General features: G+C 60.7%; 26 protein-coding genes and 2 tRNA genes. 15 read left to right on the forward strand and 13 right to left on the reverse strand.

What is annotated here, in order from left to right; all coding sequences use genetic code 11:
* The first annotated feature begins 30 nt into the window (after positions 1 to 30).
* Positions 31 to 2712, forward strand: a complete 2682-nt coding sequence (locus ACS3WA_RS11865) for a PAS domain S-box protein (protein ID WP_438278721.1) — start codon at positions 31 to 33, stop codon at positions 2710 to 2712.
* Positions 2713 to 2803: 91 nt separating this feature from the next.
* Here the strand turns inward: ACS3WA_RS11865 and ACS3WA_RS11870 are convergent, their stop codons facing one another.
* The 3 genes from ACS3WA_RS11870 to ACS3WA_RS11880 all read right to left on the reverse strand — a co-directional run bounded on the left by ACS3WA_RS11870 (position 2804) and on the right by ACS3WA_RS11880 (position 5009).
* Positions 2804 to 3154: a GrlR family regulatory protein gene (locus ACS3WA_RS11870; protein WP_438278822.1), complete on the reverse strand. Its 351-nt coding sequence runs from the start codon at positions 3152 to 3154 to the stop codon at positions 2804 to 2806.
* A gap of 288 nt (positions 3155 to 3442) precedes the next feature.
* Entirely contained in the window at positions 3443 to 4123 is a 681-nt protein-coding gene (locus ACS3WA_RS11875; protein ID WP_438278722.1) for a glutathione S-transferase family protein, read from the reverse strand.
* Positions 4124 to 4496: 373 nt separating this feature from the next.
* On the reverse strand, positions 4497 to 5009 hold the full coding sequence (locus ACS3WA_RS11880; protein ID WP_438278723.1) for a hypothetical protein: 513 nt from the start codon (positions 5007 to 5009) through the stop codon (positions 4497 to 4499).
* A 146-nt stretch (positions 5010 to 5155) separates the two neighbouring features.
* Between ACS3WA_RS11880 and ACS3WA_RS11885 the strand changes: the two genes are divergently transcribed.
* Entirely contained in the window at positions 5156 to 5941 is a 786-nt protein-coding gene (locus ACS3WA_RS11885; RefSeq protein ID WP_438278724.1) for a nodulate formation efficiency C protein, read from the forward strand.
* Positions 5942 to 6447: 506 nt separating this feature from the next.
* Here the strand turns inward: ACS3WA_RS11885 and ACS3WA_RS11890 are convergent.
* Positions 6448 to 6600 (reverse strand): aa3-type cytochrome c oxidase subunit IV, encoded by a 153-nt coding sequence (locus ACS3WA_RS11890; RefSeq protein ID WP_438278725.1) that lies wholly within the window; start codon positions 6598 to 6600, stop codon positions 6448 to 6450.
* Between the two features lie 195 nt (positions 6601 to 6795).
* Positions 6796 to 7689, reverse strand: coding sequence for a LysR family transcriptional regulator (locus tag ACS3WA_RS11895; protein ID WP_438278726.1), 894 nt, complete (start codon positions 7687 to 7689; stop codon positions 6796 to 6798).
* Positions 7690 to 7877: 188 nt separating this feature from the next.
* Here ACS3WA_RS11895 and ACS3WA_RS11900 point away from each other — a divergent pair, with 188 nt between their 5' ends.
* Positions 7878 to 8852, forward strand: a complete 975-nt coding sequence (locus ACS3WA_RS11900) for an alpha/beta hydrolase family protein (protein WP_438278727.1) — start codon at positions 7878 to 7880, stop codon at positions 8850 to 8852.
* Between the two features lie 136 nt (positions 8853 to 8988).
* Here the strand turns inward: ACS3WA_RS11900 and ACS3WA_RS11905 are convergent.
* Positions 8989 to 9065 (reverse strand) — tRNA-Arg (locus ACS3WA_RS11905).
* 365 nt (positions 9066 to 9430) lie between these two features.
* On the opposite strand from ACS3WA_RS11905, the gene ACS3WA_RS11910 reads away from it, so the two are divergent.
* Positions 9431 to 10756, forward strand: coding sequence for a tetratricopeptide repeat protein (locus ACS3WA_RS11910; RefSeq protein WP_438278728.1), 1326 nt, complete (start codon positions 9431 to 9433; stop codon positions 10754 to 10756).
* Between the two features lie 27 nt (positions 10757 to 10783).
* Here ACS3WA_RS11910 and ACS3WA_RS11915 read toward each other — a convergent pair whose 3' ends face one another.
* Positions 10784 to 11203 carry a hypothetical protein gene (locus tag ACS3WA_RS11915; RefSeq protein WP_438278729.1) on the reverse strand — a complete coding sequence of 140 codons (420 nt, stop codon included), beginning with the start codon at positions 11201 to 11203 and terminating at the stop codon, positions 10784 to 10786.
* A gap of 110 nt (positions 11204 to 11313) precedes the next feature.
* Between ACS3WA_RS11915 and ACS3WA_RS11920 the strand changes: the two genes are divergently transcribed.
* The gene (locus ACS3WA_RS11920) at positions 11314 to 11568 is read left to right on the forward strand and encodes a hypothetical protein (protein WP_438278730.1); all 255 of its coding nucleotides are present in this window, start codon (positions 11314 to 11316) and stop codon (positions 11566 to 11568) included.
* Positions 11565 to 13865, forward strand: a complete 2301-nt coding sequence (locus ACS3WA_RS11925; RefSeq protein ID WP_438278731.1) for a CHASE2 domain-containing protein — start codon at positions 11565 to 11567, stop codon at positions 13863 to 13865. Before ACS3WA_RS11920 ends, ACS3WA_RS11925 begins: the two co-directional genes overlap by 4 nt.
* Before the next feature lie 267 nt (positions 13866 to 14132).
* Here the strand turns inward: ACS3WA_RS11925 and ACS3WA_RS11930 are convergent, their stop codons facing one another.
* The 3 genes from ACS3WA_RS11930 to ACS3WA_RS11940 form a co-directional block, all read right to left on the reverse strand.
* Positions 14133 to 14621, reverse strand: a complete 489-nt coding sequence (locus ACS3WA_RS11930; protein ID WP_438278732.1) for a cupin domain-containing protein — start codon at positions 14619 to 14621, stop codon at positions 14133 to 14135.
* Positions 14622 to 14628: 7 nt separating this feature from the next.
* On the reverse strand, positions 14629 to 15756 hold the full coding sequence (locus ACS3WA_RS11935; RefSeq protein ID WP_438278733.1) for an S-(hydroxymethyl)glutathione dehydrogenase/class III alcohol dehydrogenase: 1128 nt from the start codon (positions 15754 to 15756) through the stop codon (positions 14629 to 14631).
* Between the two features lie 165 nt (positions 15757 to 15921).
* Positions 15922 to 16584 carry a peroxiredoxin gene (locus tag ACS3WA_RS11940; protein WP_292610264.1) on the reverse strand — a complete coding sequence of 221 codons (663 nt, stop codon included), beginning with the start codon at positions 16582 to 16584 and terminating at the stop codon, positions 15922 to 15924.
* A gap of 370 nt (positions 16585 to 16954) precedes the next feature.
* Here ACS3WA_RS11940 and ACS3WA_RS11945 point away from each other — a divergent pair, with 370 nt between their 5' ends.
* The 3 genes from ACS3WA_RS11945 to ACS3WA_RS11955 all read left to right on the forward strand — a co-directional run bounded on the left by ACS3WA_RS11945 (position 16955) and on the right by ACS3WA_RS11955 (position 20054).
* The gene (locus ACS3WA_RS11945; RefSeq protein WP_438278734.1) at positions 16955 to 17524 is read left to right on the forward strand and encodes a hypothetical protein; all 570 of its coding nucleotides are present in this window, start codon (positions 16955 to 16957) and stop codon (positions 17522 to 17524) included.
* 143 nt (positions 17525 to 17667) lie between these two features.
* A complete protein-coding gene (locus ACS3WA_RS11950; protein WP_438278735.1) occupies positions 17668 to 19686 on the forward strand; it encodes an acetyl-CoA carboxylase biotin carboxylase subunit in 2019 nt (672 codons plus the stop codon).
* Positions 19687 to 19754: 68 nt separating this feature from the next.
* Positions 19755 to 20054, forward strand: coding sequence for an acylphosphatase (locus ACS3WA_RS11955; RefSeq protein ID WP_438278736.1), 300 nt, complete (start codon positions 19755 to 19757; stop codon positions 20052 to 20054).
* Between the two features lie 70 nt (positions 20055 to 20124).
* On the opposite strand, the gene lipB is transcribed toward ACS3WA_RS11955, so the two are convergent.
* Positions 20125 to 20850 carry a lipoyl(octanoyl) transferase LipB gene (lipB, locus tag ACS3WA_RS11960; RefSeq protein WP_438278737.1) on the reverse strand — a complete coding sequence of 242 codons (726 nt, stop codon included), beginning with the start codon at positions 20848 to 20850 and terminating at the stop codon, positions 20125 to 20127.
* A 64-nt stretch (positions 20851 to 20914) separates the two neighbouring features.
* On the opposite strand from lipB, the gene ACS3WA_RS11965 reads away from it, so the two are divergent.
* A complete protein-coding gene (locus tag ACS3WA_RS11965) occupies positions 20915 to 21157 on the forward strand; it encodes a FliM/FliN family flagellar motor switch protein (protein ID WP_292614625.1) in 243 nt (80 codons plus the stop codon).
* A 220-nt stretch (positions 21158 to 21377) separates the two neighbouring features.
* Positions 21378 to 21462 (forward strand) — tRNA-Leu (locus ACS3WA_RS11970).
* Between the two features lie 59 nt (positions 21463 to 21521).
* On the opposite strand, the gene ACS3WA_RS11975 is transcribed toward ACS3WA_RS11970, so the two are convergent.
* On the reverse strand, positions 21522 to 22460 hold the full coding sequence (locus ACS3WA_RS11975; protein WP_438278738.1) for a DUF4062 domain-containing protein: 939 nt from the start codon (positions 22458 to 22460) through the stop codon (positions 21522 to 21524).
* Between the two features lie 359 nt (positions 22461 to 22819).
* Between ACS3WA_RS11975 and ACS3WA_RS11980 the strand changes: the two genes are divergently transcribed.
* Positions 22820 to 23053 carry a hypothetical protein gene (locus tag ACS3WA_RS11980; protein ID WP_438278823.1) on the forward strand — a complete coding sequence of 78 codons (234 nt, stop codon included), beginning with the start codon at positions 22820 to 22822 and terminating at the stop codon, positions 23051 to 23053.
* Between the two features lie 106 nt (positions 23054 to 23159).
* Here the strand turns inward: ACS3WA_RS11980 and ACS3WA_RS11985 are convergent, their stop codons facing one another.
* The gene (locus ACS3WA_RS11985) at positions 23160 to 23396 is read right to left on the reverse strand and encodes a hypothetical protein (RefSeq protein WP_438278739.1); all 237 of its coding nucleotides are present in this window, start codon (positions 23394 to 23396) and stop codon (positions 23160 to 23162) included.
* Positions 23397 to 23657: 261 nt separating this feature from the next.
* On the opposite strand from ACS3WA_RS11985, the gene ACS3WA_RS11990 reads away from it, so the two are divergent.
* From ACS3WA_RS11990 to ACS3WA_RS12000, 3 genes are all read left to right on the forward strand, one after another.
* Complete coding sequence (locus tag ACS3WA_RS11990) at positions 23658 to 23789, forward strand: DUF3606 domain-containing protein (protein WP_438278740.1); 132 nt, start codon at positions 23658 to 23660, stop codon at positions 23787 to 23789.
* 193 nt (positions 23790 to 23982) lie between these two features.
* Positions 23983 to 24180 carry a hypothetical protein gene (locus tag ACS3WA_RS11995; RefSeq protein WP_438278741.1) on the forward strand — a complete coding sequence of 66 codons (198 nt, stop codon included), beginning with the start codon at positions 23983 to 23985 and terminating at the stop codon, positions 24178 to 24180.
* Positions 24181 to 24215: 35 nt separating this feature from the next.
* The gene (locus ACS3WA_RS12000; protein WP_438278742.1) at positions 24216 to 24383 is read left to right on the forward strand and encodes a hypothetical protein; all 168 of its coding nucleotides are present in this window, start codon (positions 24216 to 24218) and stop codon (positions 24381 to 24383) included.
* Positions 24384 to 24669 lie beyond the last annotated feature (286 nt).

Consider the following 24669-nt stretch of genomic DNA (forward strand, 5'->3'; position numbering starts at 1 on the left):
TGAATCGTCGGGAGGCCGGTCCAAAGCGCCATGCAATCCAGGTTCGGAGCACTTGTTCAGCGGATGCAATCGTCATCGCTGTCGATCGGCCAGATTACCTTCGGCGGATTTTTGCTGGTGCTATCGATCATCGCGGTAACCAGCGTGGCCAATGTTGTCGCGACACGGCATCTCGATAATACCTTCGCCGAGTTGCACCGGCTGGACAAGGTTGGCGACCTTGCCGAGGAAATCGATCGCCGGATGAACGAACTGCGTCTCGCAGCGCGAGACTACGTCACCGATCCGGGCGCGCAGTCCAACCAGGTGTGGGGAGCCGCATCATCGCTCAACGAGGTGCTCAAGAAGACCCGCATCGAGCTTGCGCCAGACCAGCAGGAGATGATCGACGGCGTCACGACGCGGTTGGAAGCCTATCGTAGCGGTATCGCGCGGGTGAGCGACCTGATCGCAAGCCGCGCGCAACTGATCGAGACCCTACCTCAGCTACGTGAAAAACTTGAGGCTGTAACCGAGCAGGCCGCCGATCAGTCGGCCTCGAGAACGCTGTTTCGCGCCCAGAGCGATGTCGCCGCCGCACTGCTCGGGCACGACCCCGCCGCCGCGGAGCAGTCGGCGGAGAAGATGCGCGCCATCCCGATCGGCATACCTGCGGTACGTGACGCCGTCGAGGCCTATGCCGACGCCGTCATTGCGATATCCCTGCGGGAGCGTCAGATCGCCGATCTCGACCGGGATGTGTTGGGTACCGAAGGCCGGCTGATCGGGCGGGTCACGAAATTATTGCGTGAACTGAGCGCGCAGCGCGAGCAGGTGCTGTCGCGCGATTTCGCGCGCACGCTGGCCGAAACCAAATGGCAGAGCATCGTTCTCGGCAGCGCAGGCATCATTATCGGCCTGCTCGCCGCCATGTTCGTGGTGCGGCGCACGATCCGGCCCTTGAAAGCCATCGCGAAGGCGATCCGGAAGGTGGCTGGCGGCGAAAAGCAGGCATCGATCCCCGGAACCGATGTCGATAACGAGATCGGAGATATCGCACGCGCCGCCGAAGTCTTTCGCCGGACGCTTGCTGAAGCCGACTCGGCGCGGGAAGCTGCCGTTCGTGCATTGGCCGAGCAGCGGCTGGCCGAAGAGAGCTACCGCAAACTGTTCGAAGGCTCGGTAGATGGAATTTACGTCACGACGCCGGGCGGTCAATTGCTCGATGCCAATCCCGCGCTGGCGCGGATCATGGGCTATGACAGCTCGGACGACCTGATCCGCAGCATCGGCGATATAACGCAGACGATCTATGTCGATCCGAAGGCACGCGCCGAATACCTGTCCCGAATGGAACGCCAGGGCACCGTTCGCGAGTTCGAGTATCAGGCCCGCCACCGCGACGGCAGCATCCTCTGGCTTTCCGACAGCGCGGCGGCCGTGCGCGATGAAAATGGCCTTATCGTCCGCTATGAGGGTGTGGTTCGTGACATCACCGACCAGCGGCGGGCCGAGGAGGCGATCGCAGAAGGACGGCGGCTGCTGCAACTTGTCGTCGACACCGTGCCGGCGGTGATCAACGTCAAGAACGCCGACCTGCGTTACGTGCTGATGAACCGTTACATGGCAGGCATCTTCGGGATCGAACCCGCAGATGCGATCGGCCGAACGACGAGCGATTTGATGTCGCGTTACGGTGCGGCCAAGACCGACGAGAACGACAAGCGGGTTCTCAGGAGCGGCAAGGAGCTCGGCTTTTACGAAGAGGAGTATGAGGATTCGTCTGGCGCGATGCGGCAATGGCTGGTCAACAAGCTGCCGATCCGCGACGCCGATGGTCATATCGAGAACATCGTCACGGTCGCGCTCGACATCGAAGACCGCAAGCGCAACGAGCATGAAATGCGGCAGGCCAAGGATGCGGCCGAGGCGGCGCTGCGCAACCTGCGCGAAACCCAGAACTCGTTGATCGAGGCGGAGAAACTTGCGGCGCTCGGCCGTCTTGTGGCGGGCGTCGCTCACGAGGTCAACAATCCTGTCGGCATCAGCCTGACGGTAGCGTCGTCCCTGGAGCGCAAGATCGCGGTGTTCGCCGAGGAGGTGGAGCGCGGCGAGCTGCGGCGTTCAAGCCTGAACGATTTTGTCGCGACCAATCGCGATGCGGCCTCGCAGCTTGTCGCCAATCTCAATCGCGCAGCCGAGCTGGTCCAGTCGTTCAAGCAGGTCGCCGCCGACCGTAATTATTCGGACAAACGGATTTTCGACCTGGGAGAACTCACCGAGCAGGTCGTCATGAGTCTGCGTCCGGGCCTGCGCAAACAAAATGTGACGCTGACCGTCGATTGCGAACCCAATCTCACGATGAACAGCTATCCCGGGCCTTACGGGCAGGTGCTCACCAATCTCTTTCTGAACTCGCTGGCGCATGCGTTTCCGGACGGCGAGGGCGGTGCGGTCGATATCAACGTGCGGGGAGTCAACCAGGAAAATGTCGAGATTCTGTTTTCCGATAACGGATGCGGCATGAGCCCCGATGTCCGGCGCAAGGCGTTCGACCCGTTCTTCACCACACGGCGCGATCAGGGCGGCACGGGTCTCGGTCTGCACATCGTCTACAATATCGTGACGAACCGTCTCGGCGGGCGCCTCGATCTCGACTCGGGATCCGGAGAAGGCACGCGGATTCACATCATTTTGCCGCGCATCGCTCCGATGGAACTGGCAGCGGAGTAGCGGCCGATCCAGTGAGGCCGGCGTCGTTCGGACCCGCTTCGCAACAACCGCGCGCGCGGGGTTGATCTTCAAAATCGCGAGCGTTGTTGCTTCAATCCGTATCGGCGAGCTTACGCAGCGTGGCCTGAAAAATCTGACTGGCCTTTCCGACCAGAGCCGTGCCGTTCATCGTGCCGGTTGTATCGGTGAATGTGCCGGTCACGCCGACGCCCACGGGTTCAGTGCTGCCGAACAGCACGTTTCCGTCTGGACTCGGCGTGTGGCACTGGACCAGAACCTCGCCCCTGAAGGTGCCGTCGCTTTTCGTGAAATAACTGCCCGTATAGAACAGGTAGGCGTCGCCGCCGAGGATCTTGCCGTCGCGGAACATCACAACGCCGCTGCCCTTGCCCACACGCCCGTCGAGCAAGGCGACGTGAACCGAATACAGCCCATTTTTCATGGCGTTCCGCTCGTAACCCGCATTTTTGTCTTGTCCCGGCGCCATTATGTCAAAGAGGGCGTGAGCGCGTCAATGCGACATGGCAAGGAACCCGGTTCGAAACTAGGAAGCGTCCCGCTGCCGAAGCATGGCGGGATCACCCTACCAACGCTGCCCGGTTCCAACGGCTGAATGACAAAAAGGTACGATGATCACGCTGACGTCCCGCATCGGCCGCTGCTCTTCCTTTGCGGAAGCTAGCGGACTACCCGATCCAGGCCCCGGACCCGCAGGCCATAGCGTTCACCGCTACGTCTCGAGGTAGTGCTTTGGCATCGCGTCCCTGTAAGGGAACATGGCAAAGTAGGGCCGAGCTTCATCGATCACGCGCCTGACGGACGGACGCTGCATCAGACGATCCAGATATGTCGCCAAGTATCGCTGGTCGCGGGAAAACGGATGGACGATGGATGCGAAGAATAATGCAGGCAAAGCCGCGCAATCCGCCATGGTGAAGTCGTCGCCGGCCGCCCAACGCTTGTCCCGAATTTGGTTCTCGATCATGCTGTACGCCTGATCGAGCATCGATCTCGCTTCGCCAACACCATATGGATCGGTTGCATTCGCCGGACGGATTTTGTCCGTGACGATCTTCTGCATCGGCACGCTGATATAGAGATCGAAGAAGCGATCCCACAGGCGCACCTGCAATTGCTGCCCGGCATCGCCCGGCAGGAGTTGAACAGGCCCCGGATAGTGTGCCTGCAGATACTCGATGATGATGCTGGTCTCGGGGACGGTGCGCCCCGTCACACTGTCATGGAGGACCGGAATCTTTCCCACCGGCCATCGTTCCAGGTGAGCGGCTGCCGAACCGGGGTCAGCGAAGTCGACTGTCCGGCTCTCGAAAGCGGTTTCGTTTTCGTACAGTCCGATCAGTACCTTGTGACAGAACGAGGCCAGCGGGTGCATGTAGAGAGTGAGAGTCATGGCTCGCCAGTAGTCTCCTGATATGGAAAATTATTATCGCGTAACGGCGGCCGGATAACTTTCGCCATCGGATCGATCGGCACAGATAACGCCTATGATGCGATGCCCCGAAGCGGCTTGCAGATCAATGGCGCTCTGTTCGACGCCAGCGCATTGGGCATGGCGTCGTAGGCGAGCGACGAGAACGCCTGGCGGCGCAAGCGATGTATGTTCTTCACCTGATCGGCTGGGTGCCGACGCGCGTAAAGAAAAACCGGATAACAGGATTCATAAAACCCCGCTTCCGATAAAATCAGAAGCGGGGGAGGTCCTTGACCCAATTCGATGGGAATTCGCTTCGACGGACGCGACTTCGCGACGAAGGAGGATCGCGCTATTTCGACCGGGAGTGCGATTTATGCGAGCTGGATTTGCTCTCCGTTGCCGTCTCGGAAGCGACCTGCTGCGAAAGCTGATCGAAACGTGTGCGCAGGTTTCCTACATCCGTCTGAAGAGTTTCTATCGTTGTCTTGACGGACTTCGGGGTTGTGCCGGCGTTGTCCAGCTTGGTCCTGAGGGCGTCGAAATCGGACGCCTTGAACGTGCCTAGCTGCGTATGCACGGCGGCGAGCTGCGATTGCAGCCCCTTGATCTGCGCCTCGATGTTCGAGGTATCGACCGCTGGGGGAGCTTGCACCTTGGCTTCGAGCGCGGCCATTCGCTTGTCAAGCCCGGCAACCGCATCGGCGGAGGCGACTGCCACTTTCGGCTTCGGCGGAACGTCTGCCAGCGCTTTCGACGGAAGTGGTGCGCCGGTGCTCCATACCAAGCCCACGCTGCCGAAGAACACCGCGGCGACAATGGCTATGCCCCAGATCAATCGGGTAGAGTGGTCGTGTTCATTCATCAGGCTGCCTCCCTCGTGTGTTGTCTTGTTGACTTATCTCCCTTTGAGCCAATTGCGGACTATGACCGCTCTGCGACTATTTGTACAGGGGTAAGAAGACATCCGGATGTTTGGATGACGCGCCGCAAATCGATTGGACAATTCTCATGACTCATCGTCGTTGGCCGCTGCTCTTTGCTGCGTTCGCAGCCGCAATTTTTGGTTGCGCACATGCCGAAGGGGAAGCCTTGATCAAGCGCGTCGAGACGACGTGGCGGGCGCAGGACGGAGCGACGGTCGACGAGATACTGGCCCGGGTTGCCGAAGTCGCCCACTTTGTTCCGAGAGGATGGGAGGCCAGTCAGAAGCATGACTCCGAAGATTTCGTATCCCTTTCCTGGGCCAGAAGTCAGGGTGACATGCGTGACGACGAACACGAAATCACGTGGGACGTTTCGGCTGATGGAGTGATGTCACTCGGGCCGGCTCGTTCGAAGACGATGGAACTCGGCTGGCGGCCCTTCGCATTGTCTCTCATCGCTCATGAAGTGGCGGACGGATATCCGCAGCCTAACCTGGCCTTCTTGCGCGATGCGTCCAACTACGACTTTGTCGTCACCGCGCAGGGCGGCCTGGGCGACCTCCTGAAGAAAGGACGCTGCACGATCGGCAACCCTGTGTCTCTTGACTACGTGGTTCTGCCCGAAAAGATGTCAAAGGATGATCTTTGGCGGCTCCAGCTTTCGGTGGATTGCGACATCAAAGGCCCGTCGTACTTTACCCATAGCGGCATCATTATTTTCACAAAGATGAATCGTGACGCGTGGCAGCCCGCTTCGTTTTTTGCTCGCCGCATCGCCAAATATCCTCCCGGTCATTGGTTCGAGCAGGTGGAACCGGACGAGCAGAGAACGTTCGATGCGGTTCGCAAAGTGCTCAAGGGCGGGAAGTAGCTCTTGGAGCCTTTTCGGTCCTCACGGAAATTCAGGCCTCAAGATTTTGATGTGACGCGTTTTCTTCACGCGAACCGCTGTTCCATTCTCGGATCAAGCCCGAGGACATGCTTCGCGAAAACGCGAGTTCAGCGCGATGCGCAACGCGTAGCGGCGTTCGGGACGGTGACATGAGTTCGCTTTAGGTCACTTGAGGGTGACGTGGCAGGGCTTCCGGACAAAGCTCGTCGAGACTGTCGCGGTCACGCGATCGCTCAACGATAGCGCGCTCACCGAAGTCAAAAACGACGGCACCGTTAGCTGGAAACTGAATTTAGGGGGAAACGAGGCTTTGGTGGAAAATTGAGGCGCGCAGCGAACAAGCAAAACTCGCGCTGCGGCCGGGGCTCAAGTCGTGCAGGCAATCCGTGATGGCCAAGTAGGCCAAGGATCACGCGCGCGACTGAAGCACCGGCTACATCGCCAGCGAAACGAAATCAGGGACAACCGAAACGAGAGACCGAAACTCAGCCGAGGAAAATCGCCAGTAATATGACGATGGTGGCCACGGTCCCTGCAGCGATCAGTCCAATCTTGATGAAATTCTTATACTGCCGTTCATGCGCCGGATAATCCATCCCGTCCGACGTCGTGTACACCATCTCGCTATGATCCGACATGTCAAGTCTCCCAATGCAGGTTGAGCTTGCATTATGAGATTAGCGCAATCTCCATTGCTGTCGATCCTTCGGCGCGTCACGATCCTGTGACGGCGAAGACGTTGCGACGTTGCTCGTGCGCGATGGCTTCACTTTAGAGAAGCCACCATCACCGATGGGCTCGACGTATCGGGCAGCGGTTCTGGATCAACGTTTTCAGCCCCGGAACCGCAGCGTCTCCACCAACAGCGTGAACGCCGACGAAGCGTGACGGCGGTGCGGATAATAGAGGTGATAGCCTGGGAGATCGGGCGTGAACTTGCTCAGCACCCGCACCAATCGTTCTTCATCCAGATCTTTCTGAACCTGGTCGAGCGGGAGATAAGCGAGGCCGTGACCGTCGCGCGCGGCATCGAGGATCAGGTCGATGGTGTTGAGGATCAGCGGTCCCTCGACCTGCACGCGGACGTCGCGTCCGCCGCGCTTCAGCCGCCAGCTATTGAGCGTGCCGGACGTCGGCAATCGCAGATTGATCGCGCGATGGTCGATCAGTTGCGCCGGCGATGCTGGAACGGCGCACCTGCGGAAATAATCCGGCGCGCCGACGATCGCCATCGGGATGTCCGATCCGATGCGCATGGCGATCATGTCCTTCGCTATCTCGCCACCGAGGCGGACGCCGGCATCGAAACGATCGGCCACGACATCCGCCAGGCCGTAGTCGACGGTGATCTCGACCGTGATATCGGGGTTGTCTTTGAGCAGCCGCTTCATCGCCGGCACGAGGATGGTCTTTGCCGCGTGTTCAACTGTCGTGATCCGAATGGTGCCTGACGGTCGGTCGCGCAACTCGCCGAGCGAGGCGATGGCGGCATCGAGATCATGCAGCATCGGGCCGAGCGTCGCGATCAACCGCTCGCCGGCGTCGGTGGGCGCCACGCTGCGCGTCGTGCGCGACAACAGTCGCAGCCCCAGCCGCTCCTCGATCCGCCGCACGATCTGGCTGAGCGCGGATTGCGCCATGCCGAGACGCACGGCCGCCTTGGTGAAGCTGCGTTCCTCGGCGACCACGACAAAGACCGCCAGATCGGCGATCTCGTCCCGCCGCATTTATCACCTGGATGATAAGGCCAAGAAGAATTACCCGTCTAATCGATGCAATCTTTCTGGCCTAGTTTGGTTGCATCAGCAAGGGATTTACCCGGGAAGAGCTGGCGGCCGTGCGCCACATCAACTCGAAAACCACTGTTTCTCAACGGGTTCGCTCTCTTCGGACAGACAATAAAGGAGTCTCACCCATGACCGGAATGACGAAGGAAAGAATGCAGAAGGCCCGGGAGCAGGAAAAAGCCATTTCCAAGAACGATCATGCCAAGGTCAAGGCGCTCGCCGGCATGGTCAAGATGCCGCGCAGCTTCATTTTCAAGAATCCTGACGAATACGGCATGGAAGGTTGGCACGACCTGTCCATCCCCTCGGACGACGGCACGCCGCTGGAAGCCTGGTACATTCCGGCCAAGGGCGGCGAGAGCAACAAACTCGTCATCTTCAACCACGCTCTTCCGATGTGCCGCGCCGGCTATCCCGGACATATGGGCGAGCCGTGGAGCAACTTCATCGAGCCGGTCGAGATCGACTTCGTGCTCCAGTACAAGCACCTGACCGACGCGGGCTACAATGTGCTGACCTATGACTTCCGTAATCACGGACAGAGCGGCGCGGCCAATGGCGGGGTCTGCGGCGTCGGCCAATGGGAATGGCGCGATTGCGTCGGCGTAAAAAAATTCGTCGATGCCCATCCGCGCCTCAGCCGAATGAAGGTCGCGCTGTTCAGCCAATGCCTGGGTGGCGTCTCGCAATATGCCGCCATCACCAAGCATCCGGAGCTGTTCGAGAACGTCACGTGCCTGTGCAGTCCGCTGGTGCCCAACATGGAGTCGGTCTTCGCCAAGCTATCGGGCAAACAGGGCATCGGCCAATATCAGGAACTGATCGACCTTGAGATCATGAAGCTCGGTGGATTCCCTGCGGCGGACATGTCGGGCAAGCTATGGGCTCCAAATATCAAGCTTCCTGTTCTGATGTGGCAGGTCCGTGACGACGCGGTGATCAACAACCCAACTGACGCGCAGAGCACGTTCGATGCCCTGGGCAGCAACGACAAGGAACTGCACTGGATCGAAGGCACGACCAAGCGGTTCGAGGATGGCTACAACTGGTTCGGCCGCCATCCCGAAAAGGTGCTGCCGTTCCTCGACAAGCACATGAACTGACCCCCGCGGGCAGACCGCCGATTGCCTCGTGCACTCGGCGGTCTCCGTCAGAACGGGATGAACGACATGAAGTCGCTTCAGACCCAGAATGCCGACATGGCCCGGGACATTGCCGCCAATAGCGGAAATGGGAGTTTGGCGCGCTCGGAGAGATTCGAACTCCCGGCCCTCGGAATCGAAATCCGATGCTCTATCCAGCTGAGCTACGAGCGCCCCGCACCCTTATAGGAAGAGCGCCGTCCCGATGTCACGCGCTTTGCCGGGCCCGGCCGCATCGTCTTGGTGGACAGCGTGCTCTGATGGTTCGGAGCAGGAACGAAGGGGAGGCTCAGGTTAAACTGGTCTCGATCCGCTTCCCTGGTTCATGTGCGTATCATTAAGCCATTGATTTTACTTGCTCAATGTGTGGTAAAAAGGTGACGCCGCGCTGAAATTGCTTGGCGCGACAGCTATCGTCGTTCCAATTGCGCCGGCCGACGCTAATCTGACGCCCATTAGTTTGCGGATTTCCTCGATATTCCACGGAGATGGAAAGGAAGCCTCGCATCAAAAAGATAGTTTTTGGGTGGCGGCGTGAAATGGTGAAAGCCGTATTCGTTTTGTTGGCGACGATTGCCTGCTGCTCGGCGGCCGTAGCGCAATCGCCGGCGCCGCCCGTCACGGCTGCAGCCGTGGTCCAGCAGGATTACGACGCGCTGTTCCAGGCGATGTACAAAAATCCCTCCGATCTGGAGACGAGCTTCAAGTTCGCGGAGCAGGCCGTCAAGCGCGGCGACTATGAAGCGGCTATCGGCGCGCTCGAACGCATGCTGTTCTTCAATCCGAATCTGCCGCGCGTGAAGCTCGAACTGGGCGTTCTGTATTTCAAGCTCGGTTCGTACGAACTCGCGCGCAGTTATTTTCAGGAGGCGATCAAGGCCGCAGACGCCCCCGATGAAATCAGGGCGCAGGTCCTCGCCTATTTGACCGAGATCGACCGCCGGCTTGCTCGCTACGAGTTCAGCGTATTCACCACCGCCGGCTTCCGCTATCAGACCAACGCCAACCTCGGTCCATCGAGCCTGATGGTGCGCGCGCTCGGTCAGGATGCTCTTCTCGACGGCGCGTTCGGCAAACGTCCGGACTGGAATTTCTTCCAGACCCTCACAGCCAACTACGCCTACAAGATCGGCACGCGGGGAGACGCCATCGAGGCGAGCTTCCTCGGCGTCAATTCACGTCAATACAAGCTCAACCAGTACAATCTGGGGCTAGTTGAACTCGTTGTCGGGCCACGCATCGCGATCGGCCAGAACGCGTCGTTCAAGCTCTACGGCATTGGGGATCAGGTCTGGCTCGGGGACGCCAATTATTTCTCGGCCGGCGGCGGCGGCGTTTCCGCGCGCACGACGATTGGCGACCGCGGGCTTCTGGAGGCGTTCGTCGAGGAACGGCGCCGCGACTTTTCTGATTCGAACAACTTTCCGACGGCCAGCCAGCAGAGCGGAGATCTGCTGTCGGCGGCTGTGACGTCGGATTTGCGCTTCGGAGCGCTGCACTGGACAGCCCGCGCAGGATACGATCAGAATCGCGCGATCTTCGATTACTACTCCTACAAGCGCTACTCCATCGACATGGCGTTCCCGTACGCGTTCGCCCTGCCGGTGTTCGGCACGCCGCATCAATTCGTGGTCGCGCCGACGATCGGCTTTAGCTGGGCCAACTATGATGCGCCCAATCCGATCGTCGACCCCGTCATGGTGCGGAACGACAGGGAGCAACGCTACGGCGCGATCTTCGATGCGCAGGTGTACAAAAACGTCGGCTTGCGGACGCAGGTCCAATACATCAGGATTGACTCGTCGCTGCCGAACTACACGACCGACAATCTTTCGGTCTCGATCGGACCGACCGCACGATTTTGAGCCGAACCTTTCTCTGGTCGGTTCGCGTTAAAGCGCAGCGGCGGTGTATCCGCGCATGTGGACGACCCGCGGCACCGATTGGCCGTCTTTTGCAGGAACATATCGTGCGGTTGCGGAGGCCTGCATTCTGTTGCCGGCATCTTCCACGACGACCGACATCGTCAGTCCGTCGACCGACGGCTGGAGTCTCTGGACGATGGCCGGTCGCGATGCGATGACGGTTCTGGCCGCCGCTATGGCTTCTGCCGAACTCACGTCCGCGGGCCGATCGATGTTTGCCGCCAGCGAGTTGATGCCGGCAAGCGCGGCGTCGTCGGCAATGTCTTGCAAGCGCGTGTTCGCTCCCGCATGGATGGACAATGCGAAGCCGGCTGCCCCTGCAAAGGGGAGGGCCATCGCCGCCATCAGGGCGAGACGTCGCCCCCTGAAAAACGTATCGACCATCATTGTCGCCTGCCTCTCCTGATGGGCTCTGGCAGCGAGCATGAGAGACAGACGGCGGATTTGTCGTTAATCTTGCGACCGGGACTTCCGAAACCTCTTGCAGTGCTGAAAAATTGGCTATTTTCGTCGCGCCAAATCGAGCGGATTTCGTTAATGTGCCGGTAACGTTCGTGCCGTCTGTTCCGGCGGGCCGTCGTGCCACCGACCGCAAATCGTGGAACCGGATTGAGACTTTGATGTCGTCCTTCCCCACAGCGGTTTCGAGCGAAGTGGAATCCGGTTCGTCTGAAGAAAACGCGCCAAAGCAAAAACCTCATCGTTCTTGTGAAACGGTGAGAGACTCCTATCGCGTCGAGATCGGACGATGAAAGCTGCGGCGCGTTTCCGCGGCACCCTGCGCGTGCGGATCGTGCTGGCGGCGGTGCGTCTGCGCCGGCTGATGCGCAACAAGAATCTCCGCGCCGTCGGCGCGGCGGTGGCGACGCTTGTCCTGCTCACCTCGCTGCGCGCTTACGATCCGCGCATCGTCACCGAATTGAAAGAGCGCACGTTCGATACCTATCAGCGGCTAAAGCCGCGCACTTATACCGATCAGCCGGTGCGGATCGTCGATATCGACGAGGCCTCGATCGCCGAATACGGACAATGGCCATGGCCGCGGACGCGTCTTGCCGCGCTGACCCGGCGGCTCGCCGATCTTGGCTCCGGCGTGATCGCATACGACGTCATATTTTCCGAGCCGGATCGCACCACGCCGAGCCGGCTTGCCAATGATTTGAAGGATTCCGGCGTCCCCGATCTCGATCAGACCATGAAGCTGCTTGCGAACCTGCCGGATCATGATCGGGCGTTCGCGGACGCCATCGGCAAGACCGGTGTGGTGCTCGGCTTTGCCGCCGGCAACGCGGTCAACACCCAGCGTCCGCCGGTGCGGGCCGGGCTGGCCTTCGTCGGCGTCAACCCGGCCAAGGTGCTGGCGCCGTTTCACGGCACGGTGTCGAACCTGCCGATCTTCAATGAAGCGGCCGCGGGCATCGGCGGCGTCAACCTGAGTTCTCTCGATCGCGCCGGCATCGTGCGCCGCGTGCCGATGCTGTTTTCTGACGGCGCGAACGTTTATCCTGGCCTGGCGGTCGAGGCGTTGCGCGTCGCCCAGAACCAGAAGAGCATCATCGTCCGCGGGACCGGATCGAGCGGCGACAGCGACACCGGCCACGCTGCGCTGATCGATATGCGGGTCGGGGCGTTCAAGCTGCCGCTGACCAGCAACGGAGAATCCTGGGTCTATTTCAGTCGCGACCAGCCGCAACGCTATGTGTCCGTGAAGGACATTCTCGATCCCGCCAAGGAGGCCGCGGTCAGGCCCCTGATCGATGGCGCGATCGTTCTCGTTGGCGCATCGGCTGCAGGTCTGATGGATGCGCGTGCGACGCCGCTCGGGGGATTAGTCCCGGGCGTGGCGATCCAGGCCCAACTGATCGAACAAATCCTCGCGCAGGATTTCATCGAGCGCCCCGACTGGACCAACGGGCTCGAGATCGTCCTGACTGTTCTGTTCGGTGCACTGGTCGCGGGTCTGGTGCTGGCGTTCGGCGCCCGGTTTTCATTCTATGCCGGCGTCGTGGTGTTCCTTGCCGGGCTCGCCGGATCATGGATCGCGTTTTCGCATTTCCGCCTGCTGATCGATCCGATCTTTCCCTCACTAGCGGCGCTGGCGGTTTATATCGCGGTGGAGCGCGTGCTCCACGTCGCCTCCGACCATGAGAAGAAGTTCGTGCGCCAGGCCTTCGGTCAATATCTCGCGCCGGAACTGCTCGCTCAGCTCGAAAATTCGCCGCAGGCGATGCGCCTTGGCGGTGAGTCCCGCGACATTTCCGTGATGTTCATGGATGTGCGTGGCTTTACGCCGATCTCCGAAGCCCTGTCGGCGACGGAACTGGTCGATTTCATCAATACGCTGCTGGCGCCGCTGTCGGATGCGATCCAGGACGAGATGGGGACGATCGACAAGTACATCGGTGACTCGATCATGGCATTCTGGAACGCGCCGGTGGAGGTTCCCGATCATGCGACCCGGGCCTGCCGTGCTGCGCTCAAGATGCGCGCCGCGATTGACGCGCTCAACGATGCCGACGTCTTCGGATTTTCCGCACGCGGTTTCGCGGATCCTCGCGTCAGGATCGGGGTCGGCATCAATGCCGGGCTGGCCTGCGTCGGCAACATGGGATCACAAAGGCGATTCAACTATTCCGCCATGGGTGACGTTGTGAACGTGGCGGCCCGGATCGAGTCCGCGAGCAAGGCGCTCAATGTGGACCTTTTGGTCTCGGAAGACGTGGCGCAGCGTGCAAAAGGGATCGCGTTACTGGAAGCAGGCGAAATCCTGTTGAAGGGCAAGTCGCGGCCGACCAAAATCTACGCGATCGTGGGAGACGAGGTGGTGGCGGCATCGCCGGAGTTCGCCGGGTGGAAGCGCCAGCACGGTGCGTTGCTTGCCGCGATCAAAGCCGGTCACGTGCAGGAGGCGAATGCGGCGCTCGCGCATTGCCGTGAACTCGCCGGCGATGACATGCAGGATTTCTATCGCCATTTTGCCGAACAGATTGTAGCGCTCGATACGGCGCCGCCGCAGCCCGCTCCGACAGGCAAGTTGATGCATCGATGACCGCATCGCTCCGGATTTTCGCTGGAGTGAGCCGCCGCCGCCATCTCATGCCTGCACGATTTTGCATCGTGCTTAGAGTATGATCTCGAAGGGAAATTAATTTTCGGGATCATGCTCACACAAAGGTAAGCGACAAGTCTGGTTCAACGCAGTTGAAACAGACTTTATAGCGTTTTCGAGCGAAGTGGACACCGGTTCGCGTCCAGAAAACGCGTCAAATCAAAATCATAGAGCCCCGCTTCTGATTCCGTCAGAAGCGGAAAGGCTCTAGCCGTAAGGTGTTCCGTCCTTGCGTGTAAATATCCAGAGGCCGGGCGCAGACATTTTCGCCTGAATATCGTCGGCGGGGTAGCTGCCTTCGTCGCCAGGCGAACGATCACCGATCTCGATATAAACCGCATCAGCAGCCGTCCGATTGACGAGGTGATGAGCACGGCCGGCGGCCGGGAAACCCGCGCACATGCCAGGCTGAAGATCGATCTCACCTTCATCCGTGACGAGGGTCGGCCGTCCTTCGAGGATGTAGATGAATTCGTCCTGCTTGCTGTGCCGGTGCAGCAGCGCGGATTCCCCGCCAGGAAACAGCCTGGTCAGGTTCACGCCGAAATTTGTCAGGCCGAAATGATCGCCCAGCGGACGTTTTTCCCGCTTCAGCATCCGCGAGAAAAATGGCTCGGGATAGTTCGAGGGCTTCGTGCGGGGCGGAGTATCGACTGCGACAAGCGCGAGAGGCGGTTGCTTTGTGGAATCGCTCATGCGCTATTCAGAACGTCACGACGCTGCGGATCGACTCGCCCTTGCGCATCAGGTCGAACGCCCGGTTGATGTCGTCGAGCGGCATGACGTGAGTGATCATCGGGTCGATCTGGATTTTGCCCTGCATGTACCAATCGACGATTTTCGGTACGTCGGTGCGGCCGCGCGCGCCGCCGAAAGCGCTACCTTTCCAGACTCTGCCGGTAACGAGCTGGAACGGCCGTGTCGCGATCTCCGCGCCGGCGGGCGCAACGCCGATCACGATCGACTGCCCCCAGCCGCGGTGACAGGCTTCGAGCGCCTGGCGCATCACCTTGACATTGCCGGTGCAATCGAAGGTGTAGTCGGCGCCGCCGATCTGATCGGCGCCCGACTTGGTCATGTCGACGAGGTGAGGGACGAGATCCTTGCCCATGTCCGTCGGGTTGACGAAGTGCGTCATGCCGAAGCGTTCGCCCCACGCCTTGCGGTCGTCGTTGATGTCGACGCCGATGATCATGTCGGCGCCGGCGAGCCGCAACCCCTGCAGCACGTTCAATCCGATGCCGCCGAGGCCGAACACGATAGCCTTGGCGCCGGGCTCCACCTTCGCCGTGTTGATGACCGCGCCGATTCCGGTGGTGACGCCGCAGCCGATGTAGCAGACCTTGTCGAACGGCGCGTCCTCGCGGATTTTCGCGACCGCGATCTCCGGCAGCACGGTATAGTTGGCGAAGGTCGACGTGCCCATGTAATGGTGGATCTTCTTGCCATCGAGCGAGAAGCGGGACGTGCCGTCGGGCATCAGTCCCTGGCCCTGGGTGGCGCGGATCGCCGTGCAGAGATTGGTCTTGCGCGACAGGCACGACGGACATTGCCGGCATTCCGGCGTGTAGAGCGGAATGACGTGATCGCCTTTCTTCACCGAAGTCACCCCCTTGCCGACATCGACGACCACGCCGGCACCCTCATGGCCGAGAATCGCCGGAAACAACCCTTCCGGATCGGCGCCGGACAACGTGAACTCGTCGGTGTGGCACACACCGCTGGCCTTGATCTCGACCATGACTTCGCCGTCGCGCGGCCCATCGAGTTCCACGGTCGTGATGTCCAGCGGCTTGCCGGCGGCAATGGCGACTGCGGCGCGAACGTGCATGGGATTTCCATTCTCTGTCGGTGGGAAGGGTGCGCGCGTCGCCGCGCAACCTGTTGTCATCGCCTAGCATAGGTTCGTGCGTGCGTGGCGGCAACCGCGGAGCATGCCACAAAAAGAAAGGGACGCCGCAGCGTCCCTTCATGCGCTTCTGAATTCGAGGAGGGCCTAGTCCTTCGGCTGCTCGACGATGCGGAAATACGGCTTCGGCGACTTCCAGCCCTTGGGGAATTTCTTGCGCGCCTCTTCTTCCGACACCGCGGCCGAGAGGAACACGTCGTCGCCCGGCTTCCAGTCCGACGGTGTGGAGACGCTGTGCTTGGCGGTGAGCTGCAGGGAGTCGATCGCGCGCAGCACTTCCTGCCAATTGCGGCCGGTGCTCATCGGGTAAACGAAGACCAGCTTGATCTGCTTGTCGGGGCCGATCACGAAGATATTGCGCACGGTCTGGTTGTCCGCCGGCGTCCGCTTGTTGACGTCGCCGGAGGTGCTGGCCGGGAGCATGCCGTAGAGCTTGGCGACGTTGAAATCGACGTCGGCGATCAACGGATAGTTCGGCGCGACGCCTTGCGTCTCCTCGATGTCCTTGGACCACAGATGATGCTTGTCGGTCGGGTCGACGCTGATGCCGATCAGCTTGACGCCGCGCTTGTCGAATTCCGGCTTGAGCCGCGCGACTGCGCCGAGCTCAGTGGTGCAGACCGGCGTAAAGTCCTTCGGATGAGAGAAGAACAGTCCCCAGCCGTTGCCGAGCCATTTGTGGAAGCTGATGTGGCCTTCGGTGCTTTCGGCTTCGAAGTCCGGCGCAGGCGAACCAATCGATAAAGTCATCGTCACGTCCTCGTGTCAATTAACGGCGGGATGCGGCGAATATAGGCGGCGCGAGGGGGAAACGGAACCGGATAATCGAAAAGGATAATATCTTTCTTGTCGCAAGCGTTGCGGAGCATCTTCCTGTCGGGTCCCGGGCGGTCCGACGAATTAACGCCTACGGCTTCGTGATCGAGATGCCGCGATGTTGCCTCGCCCATGCCCCACGCGCGCCGAACGGTACTGCGATCGACTTGAACCGCGATGCTTGTCGCGGCGACAAACTAATAGTGGGGTATTCAAAGCGCGTCGACGGATTGTCGGATTTTTTAACGAACGATTCACGCGCGTGTGAATGTGTTGACCAAATCCAGAAGTGAGAACTACGCCTATGTCTTCCGACACCTCCGCCGTCGGCCCGATCGACATTTCCGCTATTACCAGCCCGGAAGCCGTGGTTGCCGCGCTCGCTACCGTCCGCGACAGCGTCATCACGGGGGAGGGGCCGACCGCGCGCGGCCGCGTTCACTTTTCCCGCGTGCTCGACTCCACCGATGCATCCTGGTGCGCGCGGCTTCTGACGGCTGCCGCCGTGGATAACCGGCCGGTGAGCCGGGCGGAGGCCGAAGCCCTGTTCGAAATCAACGATGCCGCTGCCGAGCGATGCGACGACGGACAGTTCGACGACCTTTTTACCAAGGCGATCGTGCATCACGCCGCGTCCGCCTCAGGCCTGCCGGTGCCGCCGCGCAGCATCGCCTTGGCGCCGGCAACCGCCATCGAGAGCTGGGCGCCGACCAGAGCAGTGGGCGTCAATATCGAAGTGCTGGAATGGATCGCAACCCAGATGCGCGGCAAGCGCCGCAGCAACCGTCATTTGATGGCGCTGGTCGCGAGCCTGATCGGCGCGGCGACCCTGCCGCTGGTGCATTTTCCGAACATTTTCGATCTCGGCATGTAGGCCTCGCGGAGACTCTGCACGGGCGTTCCGGCCGAAAAGTCTTTGCTCCTGTTTTCTTTTTTCTGTACCACGGAGTGGTTCGCCGATCGCGCACATCGTCCGGAAGATTGAGCCGCGCCTCAAGGTTGCAGGTCAACAGGCAGATGTTCAAACGGATACTGATCGCCAATCGCGGCGAGATCGCCTGCCGGATCATCAAGTCGGCCCGCCGGATGGGCATCGAAACCGTAGCCGTGTATTCGGAAGCCGATCGCGACGCGCTTCACGTCGAGATGGCCGATGAGGCCGTTCTGATCGGGCCGCCGCCGGCGGCCGAGAGCTATCTCGTCATCGAGAAGATCGTGGACGCCTGCCGCAGGACCGGCGCGCAAGCCGTGCATCCCGGATACGGCTTCCTGTCGGAGCGGGAGTCGTTCCCCCGCGCGCTCGCGGACGCCGGCCTGGTCTTCATCGGGCCGAATCCCGCCGCGATCGCCGCGATGGGCGACAAGATCGAATCCAAAAAGGCCGCGGCAAAGGCCGGAGTGTCGACTGTTCCTGGCTTCCTCGGCGTGATCGAGGACGACAGGCACGCCGTCAGGATCGCGGACGAGATCGGCTATCCCGTGATGATCAAGGCATCGGCGGGAGGCGGCGGAAAGGGCATGCGCATCGCCCATGCGAGCGCCGAGGTCGCCGAAGGGTTCAGTCTCGCGAGGGCGGAGGCGAAGTCGTCGTTCGGCGACGATCAGGTCTTTATCGAAAAGTTCATCGTCGATCCCCGCCATATCGAAATCCAGGTGCTCGGCGACAAGCATGGCAACACGATCTACCTCGGCGAGCGCGAGTGCTCAATCCAGCGGCGAAATCAGAAGGTCATCGAGGAGGCGCCGTCGCCGCTGCTCGACGAGGCCACGCGGTGCAAGATGGGCGAACAGGCCGTCGCGCTGGCTCGGGCTGTGAACTACGACTCGGCGGGCACTGTCGAATTCGTCGCCGGCCAGGACAAGAGCTTCTACTTCCTCGAGATGAACACGCGGCTGCAGGTCGAGCATCCCGTCACGGAGTTGATCACCGGCATCGATCTGGTCGAGCAGATGATCCGCATCGCAGCCGGAGAAAAGCTCCCGATCGCGCAGCAGGATGTGACGCTGACGGGATGGGCGGTTGAATCGCGCGTCTATGCGGAAGATCCGTTCCGCGGTTTCCTGCCCTCGGTCGGCCGCCTCGTCAAATATCGTCCGCCGGCGGGAACGAACCGGGATGGCATCGTCGTGCGCAATGATACCGGCGTGTATGAGGGCGGCGAGATTTCCATCCATTACGATCCGATGATCGCCAAGCTCGTGACGCACGGGCCCTCGCGCCGCGCCGCCATCGAGGCGCAGGCTCATGCGCTCGACGCATTTTACATCGACGGCATCCGGCACAACGTTCCCTTTCTGTCGGCCCTGATGCACCATCCGCGCTGGCGCGCCGGCCATCTCTCGACCGGCTTCATAGCCGAGGAATTCCCAAACGGCTTTACGGCGCGGACACCGCAAGGAGAGACAGCGTTCAGACTGGCCGCGGTGGCGGCCGCCATCGATCACGTGCTCGGCGAACGCAAGCGGCGGATTTCCGGCCAGATGCCCGGCCGCGTTGTCAGACGCGAACGCCGTCGCGCGGTCTGGCTCGGCCGCGATGAAATCCTGCTCGACGTCGCCCGCGAGGGCGATGCCATCGCGGTCCGCTTCATCGGCGCGGATGGAGATGCAGGCGACATCGCCTATCGGCTGCTCTCGCGCTGGGTGCCAGGCCAGCCGGTCTGGCAAGGCACAATCGACGACAGTCCGGTCGCGATGCAGGTCAGGCCTGTCGCAAACGGATTCCGGCTCGCGCATCAGGGCTTCGAGATCGCGATCAACGTGTTCACCGAAACCGAGGCGGCGGCGGCGCGGCTGATGCCGGCGGTGACGGCGGCCGATAACGGCAAGAAGCTGCTGTGTCCGATGCCGGGCCTCGTCATCTCGATCGCCGTGACAGAGGGACAGGAAGTCAAGGCCGGCGAGACGCTGGCGGTGATCGAAGCCATGAAGATGCAGAACGTGCTGCGGGCCGAGCAGGACGGAGTTATCAAGAGGATCGCGGCAGTCCCCGGGTCGACCCTGGCGGTCGATGCGCTGGTCCTCGAATTTGCGTGAAATCGGGCCTGCCGGCGCCGTGAAACTCCGCCGCCGCAGGGTGGAAGTCGCCGGGAATGAATCGCCAGATGAATGATGTGGTTCGTCAGATCGTGATCCGCGGCCGCGTCCAGGGTGTCGGCTTCCGCTACTGGACGATGATCGAAGCTATCCATCTCGGCGTTGCCGGCTGGGTGCGCAACCGCCGTGACGGCAGCGTCGAGGCTCTGTTCACGGGGCAGACCGAAGCCGTCGCCGACATGGTGGCGCGCTGCCGAAACGGACCGGAATTCGCGCGCGTCGATGCGGTCGAAGATCGGCCGGTGATAGCGGACGCCTTGAAGTTGATCCGACCCGGCGAGCGCTTCTCACAACTTCCGACGGCGTAGGCGACCTGGACTCGGCCTTGGCTCGCTTGCAGCCCGTGACCTGCGCGGTTTCGTACGAGCAGCGGAGAGGTCAGGTATCCTTTCCCGGCATACGCAGGTCCGAAGGTCCGAACACCTCTGCAAACGCGCGCCGGAGCGCGACGTCGACATCGGTCTGCTCGACGCGAAGGCCGAGATCGGCGAGGCTGGTGACGCCGTAGCGCGGATCGGTGACGCCGCAGGGCACGATGGCGTCGAAATGGCTGAGGTTGGGATCGACGTTGAGCGAGACGCCGTGGAACGATACCCAGTGGCGCAGCCGTATGCCGATCGCCGCGATCTTGTCCTCGCGGCCCGCTCCCTTGTCCGGGCGCGCCACCCAAACGCCGACCCGGTCCTCCCGCCGTTCTCCCCTGACGCCGAAAGCGCCGAGCGTTCGGATGAGCCATTCCTCAAGTCCGGCGACGAATGCCCGCACGTCGGGGCGGCGGCGCTTCAAGTCGAGCATGACATAGGCCACGCGCTGGCCAGGGCCGTGATAAGTCACCTGGCCGCCGCGTCCGGTGGAAAACAGCGGAAAACGAGTCTGCAGCAGATCACCTTCGCGCCCGCTGGTGCCGGAGGTGTAGAGCGGAGGATGCTCCAGCAGCCAGACCAGTTCCGGCGCTTCGCTTGAGGCGATCGCAGCCGCCCGTGTTTCCATCACGGCAACAGCCTCCGGATAGGGCACCGGCGCATCGGACAAGACCCACTCGACGGGATTGCCGGGCGAGGCAGCAAACGGCTTCAAATCAAGAAGCTGGCGATCATTAACCATTGTCTAACCATAACGTGGTGGTCTTGGACCGTATCAATTTTGCATGGTTCGTGAGTCCGTATTCGTGGCGACGCTCGATAAAGTATCCGTCGATCTCATGGTGGTCCTGGGGACTACATCGATGCCCGTTCATCAGGTCATGCGGCTCAGCCGCGGCGCCATCATTGAACTGGACGCCACCGAGCAGGACGAGGTCAAGATCCTGGCCAACAACATGCCGGTGGCCAGCGGGGTGGTGATGGTCAACCGCAACCGCATCGCCGTGGAAGTCAAACAGATGCTGCCGCGAACGCCCGACCGCAGGTAAGCGCGGACTTGCGGTCCGCAACGGACGGACCCGAGATCGGCAGCGGGATCAAGAGCACATCCGAAACCCCTGATTCCAGTATCGTTATGGCTTCCAGGCAATGCTGTTTCGGACCGTTTTGGCTCGGGGAAGAACGTTCCGCGGGCCTTGTCCCACCACCGTTGTTTTGTTACATCGGCGCCGTTGATCCGTCGGGGCGCGAGCCCCGGCTCCGATCCAAGCGCTCGTGGCGGAATTGGTAGACGCGCTGCCTTGAGGTGGCAGTGAGTAACATCGTGGGGGTTCGAGTCCCTCCGAGCGCACCACCTCACAAAACCGATCCGGAGGCCGCGTTAAGTGATTGCGGAACCTGATCGATCCATCATCAGCGCCGCGACCGGAGAAACTGTTTTCCCTTCTCGGTCACGGACCAGGCGATGTGATTGGAAAACCCCGCGATGATTGAGCGGGATCTGATCAGGCCCATGGCTTCCAGCCGGTCCCGGATGACGGTCACGCTTTTTTCGCCAAGCTCCCAATAGTCGGACATGCGAAATTTCTGCCGGTACCAATATCCGACGAGTTCTCGAACGTAGGCTTCCGACGGGCTCTTGAGGAGATGGTCATAGATTCCGACAAAAACATCGCCCAATGAAATCGACTTGGAGACGGTATCCGGAGCCCCTTCTTCGGATCGATAGACGAGGAATTCCACGGTAACCGAATCGACCGATCCTGCGAGGACCAGGTCCGTCGAGCCGCGATTGAGATTGGCCAGCTTCTGATGAAGGTCCGCATTCTCGATGCGGAGTCTTTCCAGTTCCTGAAGGACCTTTGGATCGATGGCTTGATCGCCTCGTATCCAGCCGGCCCTCGGCTTCAGGTTAACCGCGGTTGCGACGGCCATCACGGCCTTCATGCACAGGTCGCTTTCATTGAGCCATGTTTCGACGATGCCGGCTGCACTCAAACGAGCTTTGAAAGCGTCCAGTCTTTCTTTTAGTCCGGCGTCCGGTTCGGGAATTTCAGAAAGCAACGCTAGTATCGGAACGTCTTTGGATCGCGCGTACTCAAATGCTCCTTCGCTAAAGTTCAGACCGTCATGCGAGAGCGAGCCATAACGGCTGCCGACGATCGCGACATAATAGTCGCTTCGGTCAATGATCCGCTTGATGTACTCCAGTTGCGTTTGATCGGTCGCCGGAAGCACCTCCAGACCAGCAGGCATGTATCCCGCTTTTGCCAACGTGTTGCTGACGGCCTGTCGTTCGTCCCTCAAATCGTTGCAGGTCGAACTGATGAAAACCTGAAAAACCCGATTCACGTGATTTCCACATGCGGCTGATATCGTAAGCAACTGACGCGCGGAATAGGACGCGGGATTTCGTTAAGGTGGCATTGCTGGATCGGCAATTGCGGCGCGTCGGGCTGGGCGTTGGATCGTTAAGCACAGATTCCCACCGGCCGTCATCCGTTTCGGCCGGCTAGCCAGTCTGTGGAACATAGAGGGAACATTCAGCCGAGGGCGTGCGGGCTCTCCGGAGCATGCAGACCAACGACGCAGGCATGGATCTTGGTGCTTTCGAAAATGTGTTTCAGAAAGTCTGCAATGAAATGGTGCTTCCCGGTACGGACGCAGAAAATATTAACCTTTTATTTACCATACGATTCCAGCATTCGCTCATGAGGATCTCACGCAGAACAACTCATAGCGATTTACGATCGCTCGAAGCCGCCGCGGCGGTTGCGCGCAGCGGCTTCGCCTGCATCTTTTCATCTTCCGACGAGTACGAACGGGCCCTCATTACGGAGCGTCGCGCCCGGGGCCGCTATAGCGCTCGCCAAGGTAGCTGGACGATGACAGCGCTCATCCTGCTGGCGCTCTCGGTAACTGGGGCGGTTATTTATTGGGTATGACCTGCCGGGTTCGTGAGAGACGGCGAAGCCTTCGTTGAACGACGCAGCGAAGCAGGACTGAAACCGCGCGATGCCACGCGGCTTCAGCGCAGACAGTGCAAAGAACTTACTTCGCCGTATCGTCCGGTTTCATGTCGTTCTTCGTCTTCGATCCCTTCGACATGCCGACGGTCTTGTGTTTCGTCGTCTTGCCTTTGGCTGTCTTGCCCTTGGGCATGACGTGCTGGGATGTGGATGGACTGCTCGACGTAGTATCCTGAGCCGGCGCCCCATAAGTCTGTGCCGCAGCGGTGCCGATGCCCATCAGCGTTGCGCAGCAGACGGCGAGAATGGTTTTCCTCATTGCGGTTGCCTTTCCACGGGTTGAACGGCGCACGAATGCGATAGTTTGCCCGGCGTTCCGGGAGCGCAGCTTCCCAGGAAATCATGTCATTTCATGGCCGTAAGCGGATCTGGTTCCAAATTGGCCGAAACCAGAAACCCTATCTTAACCGTTACGGCATGGCGCTGTGGCGGGTTGCGATTCGATCGCTAAATTTGGGGAATGATCCAGCTTGTCTCAGTTGCATCAGTGATATCCGCCTACCAGCGACCAGAGCCCACGGTGGATACCAGTAACCACGCCCAGACCGCCCTCTGGGCGAGCCGGCTGAATGTCTCCCGCGAGACATTACTGGAAGCGGCCGAACAGGTCGGACCGTCGGTCGCCGCGCTCCGCCGCTATCTCTCCAAATAACGTAATTTCCACCAGTCAGCACGGTTGGCGCCGGCTGATGGCTTGCTGCACCTCAAGCCGCCGGTTCCATTTTATGACGCGTGTCATTGAAGAGCGCTCGCACGTGAGTCACATCACGGACCGCTCCGGCTCTGTCTTGCATCGTGGTGGCGTCGTCAAACAGACGACGTGTCAATCAGCAAGGAGAACCACGATGACCAATACGATCACGACCGGTGACATCCGTGCGCTCAGGGATGACGAACTCAACAGCGTTTCTGGCGGCATGAAAGCCGTAGTGTTTGTCGACCGGATGTTCATGACCATCGAGGCCGACGCCAATCATTACGGCGTCGTCGTCCGGCCGGGCTTCGAACACACCTGCGTCAGTTTCGGCGGCGACGGCTGCTGAAGCGAACCAACCCACATCAACCTCAGGAGATTGCAATGTCCCCGCAGACCAGAAACAACGAGACGCATGTTCTCACGTCGGACGAACTGGACGCTGTGTCCGGCGGCGCCAAGTCCCTGCACAACGAGTTTTCGATTGGCGGTTACAGGATGACCATCGACGCAGACGCCGTGCATTACACCGTGGTCGTCACGGAGAAATAACCTGCGGACCCCAGTGAGCCGGTCAGCCCGCCTGAAGTCGGGTGCACTGACCGGCATATTCCGCCGATTTGGCCCGGCCGTGCTGGGCTTTGCCGGAAACCTCAGGGGGAGGGGGAAGGCGGGTCGCACCCGTGCTTTGGCAATCTTCAGCATTCCACCATATATTGTCCGGACGTCATAGCGCAGGCGCAACACCTTGGCCGTCACAAACCGATGTGCTATCTGGCTGGCGCCGCTTCGATCGCCCGTTACTGCTGCTCGCGCCCGGTCTGACGGGCTGCGCCGC

The organism is Nitrobacter sp. (assembly GCF_051535235.1).
In the GTDB taxonomy this organism is placed as follows: Bacteria; Pseudomonadota; Alphaproteobacteria; order Rhizobiales; family Xanthobacteraceae; genus Nitrobacter.

What these genes read in the sequence shown, in the direction of transcription:
- ACS3WA_RS11865 (WP_438278721.1), top strand. Translation starts at nt 31, where the DNA reads ATGCAATCCAGGTTCGGAGCACTTGTTCAGCGGATGCAATCGTCATCG.
- ACS3WA_RS11870 (WP_438278822.1), bottom strand. Translation starts at nt 3,154, where the DNA reads ATGAAAAATGGGCTGTATTCGGTTCACGTCGCCTTGCTCGACGGGCGT.
- ACS3WA_RS11875 (WP_438278722.1), bottom strand. Translation starts at nt 4,123, where the DNA reads ATGACTCTCACTCTCTACATGCACCCGCTGGCCTCGTTCTGTCACAAG.
- ACS3WA_RS11880 (WP_438278723.1), bottom strand. Translation starts at nt 5,009, where the DNA reads ATGAATGAACACGACCACTCTACCCGATTGATCTGGGGCATAGCCATT.
- ACS3WA_RS11885 (WP_438278724.1), top strand. Translation starts at nt 5,156, where the DNA reads ATGACTCATCGTCGTTGGCCGCTGCTCTTTGCTGCGTTCGCAGCCGCA.
- ACS3WA_RS11890 (WP_438278725.1), bottom strand. Translation starts at nt 6,600, where the DNA reads ATGTCGGATCATAGCGAGATGGTGTACACGACGTCGGACGGGATGGAT.
- ACS3WA_RS11895 (WP_438278726.1), bottom strand. Translation starts at nt 7,689, where the DNA reads ATGCGGCGGGACGAGATCGCCGATCTGGCGGTCTTTGTCGTGGTCGCC.
- ACS3WA_RS11900 (WP_438278727.1), top strand. Translation starts at nt 7,878, where the DNA reads ATGACCGGAATGACGAAGGAAAGAATGCAGAAGGCCCGGGAGCAGGAA.
- ACS3WA_RS11910 (WP_438278728.1), top strand. Translation starts at nt 9,431, where the DNA reads ATGGTGAAAGCCGTATTCGTTTTGTTGGCGACGATTGCCTGCTGCTCG.
- ACS3WA_RS11915 (WP_438278729.1), bottom strand. Translation starts at nt 11,203, where the DNA reads ATGATGGTCGATACGTTTTTCAGGGGGCGACGTCTCGCCCTGATGGCG.
- ACS3WA_RS11925 (WP_438278731.1), top strand. Translation starts at nt 11,565, where the DNA reads ATGAAAGCTGCGGCGCGTTTCCGCGGCACCCTGCGCGTGCGGATCGTG.
- ACS3WA_RS11930 (WP_438278732.1), bottom strand. Translation starts at nt 14,621, where the DNA reads ATGAGCGATTCCACAAAGCAACCGCCTCTCGCGCTTGTCGCAGTCGAT.
- ACS3WA_RS11935 (WP_438278733.1), bottom strand. Translation starts at nt 15,756, where the DNA reads ATGCACGTTCGCGCCGCAGTCGCCATTGCCGCCGGCAAGCCGCTGGAC.
- ACS3WA_RS11940 (WP_292610264.1), bottom strand. Translation starts at nt 16,584, where the DNA reads ATGACTTTATCGATTGGTTCGCCTGCGCCGGACTTCGAAGCCGAAAGC.
- ACS3WA_RS11945 (WP_438278734.1), top strand. Translation starts at nt 16,955, where the DNA reads ATGTCTTCCGACACCTCCGCCGTCGGCCCGATCGACATTTCCGCTATT.
- ACS3WA_RS11950 (WP_438278735.1), top strand. Translation starts at nt 17,668, where the DNA reads ATGTTCAAACGGATACTGATCGCCAATCGCGGCGAGATCGCCTGCCGG.
- ACS3WA_RS11955 (WP_438278736.1), top strand. Translation starts at nt 19,755, where the DNA reads ATGAATGATGTGGTTCGTCAGATCGTGATCCGCGGCCGCGTCCAGGGT.
- lipB (WP_438278737.1), bottom strand. Translation starts at nt 20,850, where the DNA reads ATGGTTAATGATCGCCAGCTTCTTGATTTGAAGCCGTTTGCTGCCTCG.
- ACS3WA_RS11980 (WP_438278823.1), top strand. Translation starts at nt 22,820, where the DNA reads ATGAGGATCTCACGCAGAACAACTCATAGCGATTTACGATCGCTCGAA.
- ACS3WA_RS11985 (WP_438278739.1), bottom strand. Translation starts at nt 23,396, where the DNA reads ATGAGGAAAACCATTCTCGCCGTCTGCTGCGCAACGCTGATGGGCATC.
- ACS3WA_RS11995 (WP_438278741.1), top strand. Translation starts at nt 23,983, where the DNA reads ATGACCAATACGATCACGACCGGTGACATCCGTGCGCTCAGGGATGAC.
- ACS3WA_RS12000 (WP_438278742.1), top strand. Translation starts at nt 24,216, where the DNA reads ATGTCCCCGCAGACCAGAAACAACGAGACGCATGTTCTCACGTCGGAC.